Origin of the sequence: Pontibacter burrus, from assembly GCF_010686685.1 — a bacterium.
In the GTDB taxonomy this organism is placed as follows: domain Bacteria; phylum Bacteroidota; class Bacteroidia; order Cytophagales; family Hymenobacteraceae; genus Pontibacter; species Pontibacter burrus.
This window is the reverse complement of sequence record NZ_JAAGWD010000012.1, coordinates 36940-48488: the sequence shown is the minus strand read 5'-3', so window position 1 is coordinate 48488 and position 11549 is coordinate 36940. Positions and strand designations below refer to the sequence as shown.

Here is an 11549-nt window from a genome sequence, read left to right as displayed (position 1 = left end):
CATTTATGCCTTTGGCTCTTTTACAGGTACTTTCCTTTTCATGAGCCTGTGATCCCTTCCTGCCAGTAAAGCCTGAAAGCTTCGCCATTTTTAAATTTGAAAATAATCCCTATGACGGATTAACTATAGTATAAACCACAACATACGCTTATCTGCACTATGAACGTAGTTGTGATCTTCACCTTTCCTGAGGCCAATAACCATATAAAGCCATGAGCTGCAGGTTGTATATTATTTATACAATATATTAGGTTCGTGTGAATTTGGCAAGCTAAACTATAGCTTGTTCTGTTTGGGCTTGTGAGGGCCGCAGGTAGTATATTAGTAATGGTCTTGAAGGCAAAAATCCACAAAAATGGCTATAGTTTATCAGAAGGCTACAACCGTGTTTTAACGCGAATATGCACGTTTAAAAGCAAAAGCTCCTGCCACTGAATGTTTTGTGGTTACTCTACTTTTAAAACTTTAACAGGTTCAATTTGCGCTGCCCGAATGGTTTGCGATAGGACAGTTAGTAGCCCAACTATGGCAACCAGACCAAAGCCTATGCTTACATTTTTAAAACTTAAATCAACAATACTGCTGCCTAAATCCTGTCTAATTAAATCACCGCCAAACAAGCCGGCCGGAACACCAATAAATCCGGCAATCAGGATAAGCATGCAAAAATCCCGGGTAACATTCCACACCAATTCCTTGTTGCTTGCCCCCAATACTTTTCTCATACCCAGTTCTTTAACGCGTGTTTCTACGGAGTAACTTGCTATGCCTAAAATGCCCAAACCAGCGATGATCATAACTATAAGGGCAAAGAATCCAAAAAAACCTAATCTCTCTCCGCTGCTTGCATAACCATCTTTTAAATTCTGAAGATTTGCTGTTTTTTCAGGAAAATGGTTTTTCCATAAAGTTTGAATGGCTTTGGTTGCTTCCGATTCTGTATTAGGATTTATTTTTATGGTTAGGGTGGCTATTTCATCTGGTAAATACCGATATAGTAAAGGAGTTGTTTCGCCAATAATTTCATTGGGCATGATACCAATGACCTGCACATAAGCAGAATCCAGCAATAGCGTTTGCCCCACTATACGCTCCGATCCAGTCTCCATCAGTTTTGCGGCAGCTTCATTTACCAACACATATTGCTCCCTGTTCCGGGGCATATTTTCAGGGAAGTTTTGCCCGGATTTTAAGCTGATACCTTCTGTTTTAATTATTCTGGGGTCGATGCTCACGTGTTTTATTTCCAGCGCTTTACCGTTTAATGTTACAGTAGATTTGCCCGCTTTCATTGGTTTGTGATACCAGTTCGTCGCCAAAGTCGTTTCTACCTGGCTTAACTGGCTTATCTCGTTTTGCAGGTTCTCATATTTCTCTCCTTTTAAATCAAGTGTCAGCACATTAGGCGATATGGTTGAGTTAATGATTGCATGGTTTTTAATTTCATAATCAGCTAATATAACAACCAATATCATCAGCATAATGGTTACTGAAAACTGGAAGACGATCAAAGCTTTGTAAATAGCAATACTCCTAAACAGCTTAACATTCTTCATCTTACGCAAAACCTGTATGGGCTTAAACGCTGACAACAGCCACGATGGAAGCGCCCCAGCGACTAAGCCCGTGATAACTGCGTAGGTCAACAAGCCTAATAGTAAGGTGGTATCATAAGAGAACTCCACATCCATTTCGGGTACACTGTGCGTTAAAATCTCAACGCATGGCATTGTAAACAACAAGGCAAAAAGGGCAACAAGGGTCGATTCCATTAAAAACTGACCAATAATTTGCCTTCTGGTTGCGCCTAATGTTTTGCGAATACCTACTTCCCGCGCTCGGGATAAGGCACGCGCCAATGTTAAACTGATATAGTTGAAAGCAGATAAAAGGGTTAAAGCCAGAATCAACAATAGCTGTGTTTTTATACCTGCCCAATCGGTGCCCGCATTGTAGTCGTTTAGGATGTCTTTGTTTCGGGGGGTAATAGCCTCTATGGGTTGTGCCAAAAATTGAAGACTGCTCTTATCCAATCTCCGGTTATAGTTCTGGAGCGTTGTAAGGAGCTGCTTTAAATCACCTTCTGATTTTAAACGGGCATAAATTGCTGAACTCTTAAACTCTCCCCAATTCTGTGAAGCAGGGGGGATTGCTTCTTTTTTTTCGAGCAATTCAGCAGCATTAATAGGAAGCATTGCCTCAATGGGCAGGTGTGTTTCTAAAGGCGGGTCCTGAATAATTCCCCCAACGGTATAAGAACCTAATTTTTCAAATTGAACCGTTTGCCCTATGGCATTCCTGTCTCCGAATATTTTTTTTGCTGTTTTTTCGGTTAAAAAAAGGGTGGTGGTGTTATAGGTAAGGCTTTGTGCGCTGCCAGACAATAGTTTAAAGCCAAAAACATCAAAAAAAGAGGGCTCTGAGAATTTTATGTTAACAGGTATATCACCTCCATCGGTTTGCAGATTGTGCTTTCCCGCCAGGCGTACCTTTACCGTTTTTTCGACAAAGGAGACACTTTCTAGCTGCGTAGCCAATGGCAAGGGAGCTGTTGCCCATTTGGTTTGTTCCACCTCATTTGTTTCCTGCGTCAGTATCCGTACTATTTGATCTAATTTTGGATGGAAGTGGTCTGTGTCGTGATTGGCTTTTATGTATGTAAAGAGAATAACTCCAACTGCCATACTCAATGACAAGCTCAGGATATTGACCAATGAAAAGAGTTTGTTTTTCCAGAGTATCCTTAAAGCGATTTTCAGGTTGTTCTTTAGCACGACTTGAAGTGTTAATTTTTAATGGATAAGAGACCAAATATTGAGGGGATCCTGCTCAATCGCATTGGCAAAGCTGGTGCCAAAATACAACTAATTAGTTATTAGTGATTTATGGGGTTGGTTGTCAATGCTGTAGGTAACTGTTTCTTAAAGTCTGTTCGATTTCGTACACTTAACTGTACGATTTGATACAGTCTGCTATAAGGGATCTAACACCGCAATGAGACTACGACATTTAGTTTTATCTTAATGAGTGTTCGCTGTGGAGATGCTTATTAGTAGGGTTGTAAGATGCTTCTTTATTGTCTGGGAACATTGTGGGGCTACTTGGAAGGGTGTTACGGCTAGGCTAAACGACGGTCTTGAACGTAAGTCCAAGGCTGAAATATAGATCTTGTTAGGGTGGTTGTTCTTTTTATTGTCAAGGTGAGTGTAGCTGATATGCTAAAAGCAGTAACCAATAGAAGCCCATACCTGCATATCTGGGTATCCACCTGAATAAGTATTAGGGTCTGACCAATCAAGATTTAAATATCTGCCATAACCTAAGCTAGTTTGTACATCAACATTTATTCGGCTCGTAGTGAAATAAGAAAGTCCAAATGAACCACCTCCTCGGATAGAATGCCCAGCAAATTGTCTGGAAGGATAACCAAAGAACCCTACACGATCCAAGGATTCCCCGCTAGTCTGGATGGATCGGTGTAAATTCCCAACGTAAATTCCTGCGTAAGGTATTATAATTTCATGATCAAGGTTAGCAAAATACTTTTTTCCTCTTAATAAAAATCCATTGTATTCATACTGGTCAGTAAATAGTATATTCTTAAATTTCCCTTGGGTATAGGAGGCTTCGAGGCTAAAAGAATTATCAAATGTTCTTTCAAGGGAAATTGTTGGTTTCTTTGCAATTAAACTTAAAGCATTCGTTTTAACAATCCATCTATTCCCTAACGGTTTTAATGGTTCCTGCCCATACAAAAGCAGTGGTAAAAGGCAGAAAAATGTAATCACCATTTTTTTCATAAAGCTTTTTTGCTTTTAAAATTAACCCTAACGGTTATGCTAAACGACGGGCGAGGCCGTCGGCCGGAGGCTGGCGTTGAGGTGTGGTTACCCGTTATAATTTTTTATTTACCATTTAGGGTCCAACAAATGTTCAAGTTCTGAAGGTGTATCTATAAGATGAGTTGAATCATCAAGATTGAGAATAAAATCTTCAGCCCATTTCAGTTGAATTTTATGAGTTTGTTCACCATTAAATATATATAAGCCTTCTTCAATCGGTCCTTCATTTTCTAAGCAGATTGCTTTTGTTGACTCACCATTAACTTTAAGTGTCCCAATCCTGTCAAATCCTTTTGCTTCAGTATATTGAAAAAGAGTTAGTATTTGGTCACTACTGTTATTGTTTTCAAACTTTAAATCAACAGGAGATGAAGCACCGAAACAGTAAAATGGAGATTCCACACCATTACAGTTTAGGAAAAGTGTCGCAAACAGAATCCATACTATTTTTTGGAGGGGCTTCATTATTTAATTTTCAATATTACTGGTAACGGTACTCGTACATGAGGTGAGCGAGGCGTAGCTGAAGCTTTACTCATGTGCTTGGTTAGGCATAGTATTATTTATTATTGGCTTAAAGATTCCGTAGTCTGTGAATTCGCTTAAGTAAATGGTTTTTAGTGGCTTGAAATAATAGATTCTTAAACAAACTACTGGACTGCTCTCTTTTCTCTCAATGACTTCTGCCGTGCCTTTTTTATATTTATGCTTATTGGCTTTTCCCTTAAATAGCTCTTTTATTTCCAAACGCATAAGTTTGCCATTTGAGTCAGTAATTAGCTTTATGTTGCCTTTTTGAAAACCAACATTCTCTTTTCCCTCCAGATTTACCCCAAAGATTTTTTGAAGGCCAAAAAGATACAGACTATCTTTTGTTTCTTTAAAAGTTTGAAATTGGTATTCATTTAGGCCACAGCCTGCATCCGAGTACCCACTATACTGTTTATAGTTATCAATCTCTAAATGAATGTCAGAAATACGTACTTCATGTTTCTCTATAGGATTCAAAGAAGTACTGTCATCATCAGCTTTTTGTAGGCTTATTGCATGGATTCGGCTACTGTTAGGAACTTCCGTGAAGTATGAAATCGGTAGATTCCGAACCTTGTTTACTTCAAAATCTTCTGTCGAGTCCATTATCACAATTCCAAACTGATGTGAGTCTCGACCACCCCATGCATCATATTCATAGATAACTTTGTTGCTACTCGGAATTCGTTGAACATACAAAGACGTATCCCATTCGCCACCATCACAGGAAGACAGAAACAATGCAACTATACAAATGCTCTTTTTATGTTTCTTCATATTGGGCCTAACTACTGTATATACCACAACATACGCTTATCTGCACTATGAACGTAGTTGTTCGTTTGGTTTTCCTGCCGCTGAAATCCTTGAGTAAACTACCTGCTGCAGAGCATATCTTGTTCATACAATATATTGGATTTGTGTGAATCCGACAAATTAAACTATAGATTGTTCAGTTTAGGATCGGTGATGAGGCGGGCATTATGCTGCGAATACTTTTGTAGGCAGGGAACCAGAGAAAACGGGCGTACCTGTCAGAAGCGAACCGCTGCCCGTAGCCGAGTTACAACGCGGATATACACGCTTATACACGGCTAAAAACAAAAGCACCTGCCAACCGAATGACAGGTGCTTTATAATTTATGCTATAGTTTGCGGCTTATGCTTCGCGCCACTTAATGGTGCAACCGATGGCTTTGGTGTTAGGCTGGCTCACGGCTTTGTTGGCTACCAGTTCATCCAGAGCGGCTTCGGCATATTTCTTTTCCACTTTAGAAGCATCGCGGCTGTTGTCGTCTATAGTGCCAATGTAAGCTACTTTGTAAGTGTTGTCTTTCTGCTTCTGCACAATGTACAGGTGTGGCGTACGGGTAGCACCGTAGGCTCTGGTAATTTCCTGGGTTTCGTCGTACAGGTAAGCAAACGGGAACTTCTTGTCTTTTGCGCGCTGCTGCATATCGGCATAAGAGTCTTTTGGCGATGCAGTTACATCGTTGGGGTTAATAGCGATAACCGGGTAGCCTTTAGGCGCATATTTGTTATGCAGGGCAATAATGCGGTCCTCGTAAGCTACAGAGTATGGGCAGGTGTTGCAGGTAAACGTAACGATAAAGCCTTTGGCATCTTTGTAGTCGGCCATCGATAGCATTTTGCCGTCAACGTTCTTCAGTTTAAAGTCGCGGGCTTTGTCGCCAACCTGGTAGCCGGTGTTATTGGCAGGTGTAGCGGCAAGCAACATACCCACAACCAGCAGGCAGAAGGTGTACATGAGTGGTAAGATCGGTTTTTTCATAGATCTATAGTTTATGGTTTGAATTGCTTTACCAGGGCTTGCAGCTCGTCTTCTTTCAGTTCTTTTTCTACAAAGTTGTACTGCTTGCGCTTGTTGTTAAACAACATAGTAGCCGGTATGGCGCCACTCCACTTTGGCTCCAGTTTATCTATCCAGGCATTGGCATCGGTCTCATCCAGCAGCCAGACATCCGACGCAATTTTACGGCGCTGCATAAATGTTTTCACCTTTTGCAGGTCCTCGGCGGCATCCATGCTTACTAAAATAACTCGCACAGGCTGGCCTTTGTACTGTTGGTTTATAGCTTCGAAGTAAGGCATTTCTTTGATGCAGGGGCCGCACCAGGTCGCCCAGAAATTTACCACATACAAGGTATCGGTGGGGGAGTTGCGAAGCTTCTGCAGCTCATCGAATTTAATCACGTTTACGCTCTGCGCCTGCGCGGTAAAGCCGGCTAAACTGAGTACTGCCACTATAAATGCGATCCGGAAAGGCTGGTATAGTTTCATAGGTATACAACGTGTTGCTGCTATACTGTATTATAGGTATAAAGTTAAACGGAGCGCCTTAAAATCAGAAGTTTAATGGTAGGTTTTAGACGAACAGATGATGAGGGAGTATGAACCTGCTCTTTAACTGGATGTAAAGGATTTGCAAGTGCCAGCACTATAGATGGGTATAAAAAACAAAAGGCTCCTCTTAACAAGGAGCCTTCGTTTATGAATAAGTTTATTTAAAAACTTTTCAACTTTTAGCCATCCCTTTTTACGGGAGTGTTCTGGCGATGGTTACGTTATTATAAAAAAAAGTGAAAATATTTTTTAGCAGGGCCTAGGCAGCAGCTATAGTTCTTGGTTTCAGCTTCTTCTTCGATTTCTTTTTAAGCTTGTTGATCCAGATCAGGGTGCCGGTAACCGGTAAGCTGGTTGCCACCAGACAGGCCAGGAAGTACAGGATTTTTGAGAACGAGCCATACACATCGCCCAGGTGCAGCGGCTTTATCAGCGAAACAATCTGTTCGTTTAGCGGCTTCTCTGCAAAGATCTCCACTTTTAGGGGCTGCCCGTTATGCTGGTCCAGCTGCACCTTGTCCGACGCGTTCAGCGCCATAAAGCCAGCCTGGCTCTTGGTTACAACTATAGCCGTGCTGTCGTTATCGGGTAATGAAATGCGCATGTTGCCTTCGTTTGGCAGCAGTTTGTTAGCGCGGGCTATAAAATCTTCGGTAGTCAGGGCGGCGGCATCGGCACCAGCAAAAGTAAACATCGGCTTTTCTTTACGGCCTTTAAATACCTCGGCGCCCATTACCTTGCCCAGTGCATCGCGGTACCACTCAAACGACCAGCAAAGGCCCGTCAGCGCCATGATCAGGAGCAGAATAAAACTATAGAAACCAAAGGTGTTGTGCAGGTCGTGGTTGATGCGTTTCCAGTTGCCGCTGGTTTTTACTTTTAAGCCCTGTTTCCAGTTCTTCAGTTTTTTAGGCCACCACAGCACTATACCGGTTAAGCAAAGTACCGCGAATATGATAGTAGAAATACCAACTATAACACGGCCTACGCTATCGCCCATCAGCAGCCAGCGGTGCATCTTCATTACGGTTCCGAAGAATTCTGTTGCCGGACCTTCGGTGGTACCCAGCACTGCGCCGGTATAAGGGTTAACAAAGTACGATGTTGGTTTTGGGCCATCTCCACTACGGCCTTCGCCTTTTCCTTTGCCTTCCGGCTTTTCAGTAGCAGGCGGGGCGATGCTCACTTTATAGCTTTCTGCTTTATCGGCAGGCATTTCCAGGCTCAGTACTTTACCGTTATGCTCCTGCTCCAGTTTCGCGATCAGCTCATTAGCCGGCAACGGTGTTGCGATAGCTGGCACAGCCACTGTATACTTATCAGGCTCGAGCATCTGCTCAATATCTGTGCGGAAAGTATAGATGGTGCCGGTAAGGCAAACGATGAAAAGAACCAGTCCGCTGGCAATGCCCAGCCATAAGTGCACATCGTTAAAAAGTTTACGCCAGCTAAAGCTCTTCTTCATGGAGGTGGTTTTGGGTTGTCAAAAAAAGCTGACGGTAAATATCGCCAGCTTTTTTGTTATTTGGAATAAATCTAATTTAAAATTTATAGGTAACTATACCAGAAACATTTCTTGGCTGAATTCTGTCGATAAAGCTGGTGCGGTAAGCATCGTAACCTACTGTGTCGAACACGTTGTTGAACAGCGCTCGCACGCCCCAGTGCTTTTTAAAGTCGTAGCCAAGTTGTGCATTAACTATAGTATAGGCTTTGTTGTACCACGGGGCTGTGTTCGGATCGATGTTATGGTACTGCACGCCAGCCTGTGTCCAGTCGTTGTAAGGGCGCTCGCCTAGGTAGTAGGCACCGGCACCAATGTTAAGGCCCTGCAGCAAACCGTTTCTTACCGTATAGTTGGCATAAGCGTTAAAGGTGTGCTTTGGCGTGTTGTTCGGAGCCGAGCCCGGTACAAATGTGGTGTGGTCTTTAAACTGCGCATCGATGTAAGAATATCCGGTTACAATCTCCAGGTTCTCCAGCACGCGGCCCGTAAGCTCTACTTCCATTCCCTTGCGCTCGTCGTTACCGCCTTTTATATAGTAGTCCTCTGCCTGCACTACACCGTTTTCATCCACGGTAAAGGCTTGCAGGTTCATGTCTTTGTTGTTGATCTTGAAGAAGGTCAGGTTAAAGCGAAGGCGGTCGTTAAGCCACTCAGATTTGATACCGGCCTCTATCTGGTCGATGCGCTCGGCACCCAGTGGGTTGCCATTTACATCTACCACAGAGGCAGAGCGTGGGTTGGTGCTGTTGGTGTAAGAACCAAAGATATTCAGACCATCTTTAATGGTAAACATAAGGCCGGCCAGTGGGTTCCAGAACTCAGTGGTAGCGCTTGTTTCGCCGTTGTCTCTGGTTTTGTTTGTGCTGTAGCGAACGCCACCATAAACTCTGGCCCAGTCAGTCAGTTGAATCACATCCTGTAAAGTAACCCCGAAGCGGTAGTCGTAGGCCTGGGTGCCGCCGGTGCGCTCAAAAGGTGCTACGTTCTCAGGCAGTGTGTGGCTTATAGTTGCCGGGTCAAAAACGTTTATATCGTCTATAGCTATAGAGTTGAAAGTAGGCTGGAACAGGTCGATGTAACGGTAATCAACACCTACCTGGAAGGTGTGGTTGATCTTGCCGGTCTGTACTTTGCGGCCTACCAGATCCAGTTGCAGCACGGTGCTATTGTCTTCGCGTGTAGAGTTATGGGCAATAGAGCGGCGGTACCAGTTTACTTCATTCACGTTTACGCCTGTATTAGGATTGGCTTTCAGCGCCGCCAGGTTAGACTTAACGGCATCGTAGTTATAGTTGGAGTTGAAGAACGCGGCACGCAGGTACAGGTTGTTGGTCAGGTTATAGTTGTAGCGGGCGGTGTAGGTAGTGTGCTTCAGGTCCGTTTTATCAGACTCAAAACCCAGGAAGCGGCTGGATGGCAGGTCGTAGATCTTGTTCTCTTTGTTACCTACCGACAGGTTTACGGTACCCACGTCAATGCCCTGCGCTTCTTTAAAGTAATCCATCTCCAGGGTTAACGTGCTCTTAGCATTCGGGCGCCATTCCAACGATGGGTTAATGTAGAAGGATTCGTTATCCATATGGTCGCGGAACTTGCCACCATTTTCGTAAGCTCCGTTCAGGCGGATGGCTACTTTGTTGTCTTTATCCAGCACGCGCTGCACATCAAATGTCGGTCTTATTAAACCCCAGCTGCCTACGCGCATCGACACAGCACCGGCATTCTCGAACTTAGGTGTTTTGGTTACGATATTTACAATACCGCCCGGACCACCCAGGTCGGTAGAGGCACCCATGGTAATAGAACTGGCACCTTTCAGTACCTGCACGCTTTCCACACCCTGCATATCCGTAGAGAAGCCTTGGCCACGGAAATCGGTCATAACACGCACGCCGTTTTTAAGCGTTGGAATACCACGGAAACCGCGTGATGAGATACTTTCTCTTACACCGCCATAAGTGGCATATGTATAAACACCCGGCACGTTGCGCACACCTTCAATTACAGTAAGGGCACCCTGCTGCTCAATCAGTTTCTCAGAGATAACCGAAATGCTCTGAATCTGCTCGCTTGGCTTAAGCGGCAGACGGGTAATGGCATCCAGTTTTTCAGGCTGCTTATCTCTTATACCGAATACCTCTACCTGGTTAATCAGGCTGGCTTTTGTAGTTAGTTTAAGGGCAATGTTTGCTTTGCTGCCGGTAGTGAGGTGTATTTCCTGCGGCTTGCATTCGAAACCAAGCAGCAGCGCACGCACCTGGTAAGTACCTTCCGGAAGATTATTGATTACGAAGGCACCGTTGCTGCCAGTTACGGCACCAAAACGTGTACCCTCCAACACGATGCTGGCAAACTCCATTGGCTTCCCGTTTTCGTCTGTTACTATACCTTGTATAGAGGCAGCATTTTGTGCTAGCAATATGCCCGGCATCATTATGAAGAGGCATATCAGTGTAAATCTGTAAAGCATGTAGCAGTGTATATATGAGTGAGTGTGGTTTGTTGTTTTTATTTAGATTAATTCTAAACAGTGCAAACTTAAGAAACGAATTGCTACAAGTCCAAACAAAATTTCACTTTTTGAAAATTAACCCGTGAATCCAGCATAGGCAGTTATAAAGCAGGTTGAAATGATAGCTGGCAACTGGTGCAGGCACACAGGCTGGCTTTAACCTATCAGGCTATAGTTCGTTAAGTAGGGATGATAAAAACCAAAAACAGAAAGAACTATGGCAAACAAACTTGAAGGAAAAAAGATAGCAGTACTGGTTGAAGAAGGATTTGAGCAGGTAGAATTAACTGAACCAATGAAGGCGCTGAAAGATGCCGGCGCTGAAGCCCATATCATATCGCCGAACAAAAACAGCGAGCTAAAAGCCTGGAACCACACCGACTGGGGCGATAAATTTAAGGTAGATAAGAAGCTGAGCGAAGTAAACGCAGAGGAGTATGATGGCCTGCTGTTGCCTGGCGGCGTCATGAATCCCGATACCCTGCGTGCCAACAAAGAGGCGGTAAGCTTTGTGAATAAATTTATGGAGAGCAGCAAGCCGGTTGCCGCCATCTGCCACGGCCCCTGGACACTAATTGAGACCGGCAAAATAAAAGGCCGCAAAATGACCAGCTACCACACGCTGCAAACCGACCTAAAAAATGCCGGAGCCGAGTGGGTAGACCAGGAAGTGGTAGTTGATAATGGCATGGTAACAAGCCGCAACCCCGACGATATTCCTGCCTTTAACCTGAAGATGGTAGAAGAATTTGCCGAAGGCCGACACGATTAACAAACTATAGCTTACAACTAT

Annotated in this window: 9 protein-coding genes; 1 reads left to right on the top strand and 8 read right to left on the bottom strand. The window is 43.8% G+C overall.

What is annotated here, in order from left to right:
* Nucleotides 1–446: 446 nt before the first annotated feature.
* The 8 genes from GXP69_RS18555 to GXP69_RS18520 form a co-directional block, all read right to left on the bottom strand.
* Entirely contained in the window at nucleotides 447–2774 is a 2328-nt protein-coding gene (locus GXP69_RS18555) for an ABC transporter permease (RefSeq protein ID WP_163917064.1), read from the bottom strand.
* A 444-nt stretch (nucleotides 2775–3218) separates the two neighbouring features.
* On the bottom strand, nucleotides 3219–3800 hold the full coding sequence (locus tag GXP69_RS18550) for a DUF3575 domain-containing protein (RefSeq protein WP_163917062.1): 582 nt from the start codon (nucleotides 3798–3800) through the stop codon (nucleotides 3219–3221).
* Between the two features lie 108 nt (nucleotides 3801–3908).
* Entirely contained in the window at nucleotides 3909–4244 is a 336-nt protein-coding gene (locus GXP69_RS18545) for a hypothetical protein (RefSeq protein WP_163917061.1), read from the bottom strand.
* A gap of 129 nt (nucleotides 4245–4373) precedes the next feature.
* On the bottom strand, nucleotides 4374–5150 hold the full coding sequence (locus tag GXP69_RS18540) for a hypothetical protein (RefSeq protein WP_163917059.1): 777 nt from the start codon (nucleotides 5148–5150) through the stop codon (nucleotides 4374–4376).
* Nucleotides 5151–5532: 382 nt separating this feature from the next.
* Complete coding sequence (locus tag GXP69_RS18535; protein ID WP_163917057.1) at nucleotides 5533–6165, bottom strand: thioredoxin family protein; 633 nt, start codon at nucleotides 6163–6165, stop codon at nucleotides 5533–5535.
* Between the two features lie 11 nt (nucleotides 6166–6176).
* Complete coding sequence (locus tag GXP69_RS18530; protein WP_163917055.1) at nucleotides 6177–6674, bottom strand: TlpA family protein disulfide reductase; 498 nt, start codon at nucleotides 6672–6674, stop codon at nucleotides 6177–6179.
* A 322-nt stretch (nucleotides 6675–6996) separates the two neighbouring features.
* On the bottom strand, nucleotides 6997–8202 hold the full coding sequence (locus GXP69_RS18525) for a PepSY-associated TM helix domain-containing protein (RefSeq protein WP_163917054.1): 1206 nt from the start codon (nucleotides 8200–8202) through the stop codon (nucleotides 6997–6999).
* A gap of 76 nt (nucleotides 8203–8278) precedes the next feature.
* On the bottom strand, nucleotides 8279–10714 hold the full coding sequence (locus GXP69_RS18520; protein WP_163917052.1) for a TonB-dependent receptor: 2436 nt from the start codon (nucleotides 10712–10714) through the stop codon (nucleotides 8279–8281).
* A gap of 259 nt (nucleotides 10715–10973) precedes the next feature.
* Here GXP69_RS18520 and GXP69_RS18515 point away from each other — a divergent pair, with 259 nt between their 5' ends.
* Nucleotides 10974–11528: a type 1 glutamine amidotransferase domain-containing protein gene (locus tag GXP69_RS18515; protein WP_163917050.1), complete on the top strand. Its 555-nt coding sequence runs from the start codon at nucleotides 10974–10976 to the stop codon at nucleotides 11526–11528.
* The last annotated feature ends 21 nt before the right edge of the window (nucleotides 11529–11549 follow it).

Coding starts and splice junctions, on each gene's coding strand:
- GXP69_RS18535 (WP_163917057.1), bottom strand. CDS start 6,165: ATGAAAAAACCGATCTTACCACTCATGTACACCTTCTGCCTGCTGGTT.
- GXP69_RS18520 (WP_163917052.1), bottom strand. CDS start 10,714: ATGCTTTACAGATTTACACTGATATGCCTCTTCATAATGATGCCGGGC.
- GXP69_RS18525 (WP_163917054.1), bottom strand. CDS start 8,202: ATGAAGAAGAGCTTTAGCTGGCGTAAACTTTTTAACGATGTGCACTTA.
- GXP69_RS18540 (WP_163917059.1), bottom strand. CDS start 5,150: ATGAAGAAACATAAAAAGAGCATTTGTATAGTTGCATTGTTTCTGTCT.
- GXP69_RS18515 (WP_163917050.1), top strand. CDS start 10,974: ATGGCAAACAAACTTGAAGGAAAAAAGATAGCAGTACTGGTTGAAGAA.
- GXP69_RS18550 (WP_163917062.1), bottom strand. CDS start 3,800: ATGAAAAAAATGGTGATTACATTTTTCTGCCTTTTACCACTGCTTTTG.
- GXP69_RS18530 (WP_163917055.1), bottom strand. CDS start 6,674: ATGAAACTATACCAGCCTTTCCGGATCGCATTTATAGTGGCAGTACTC.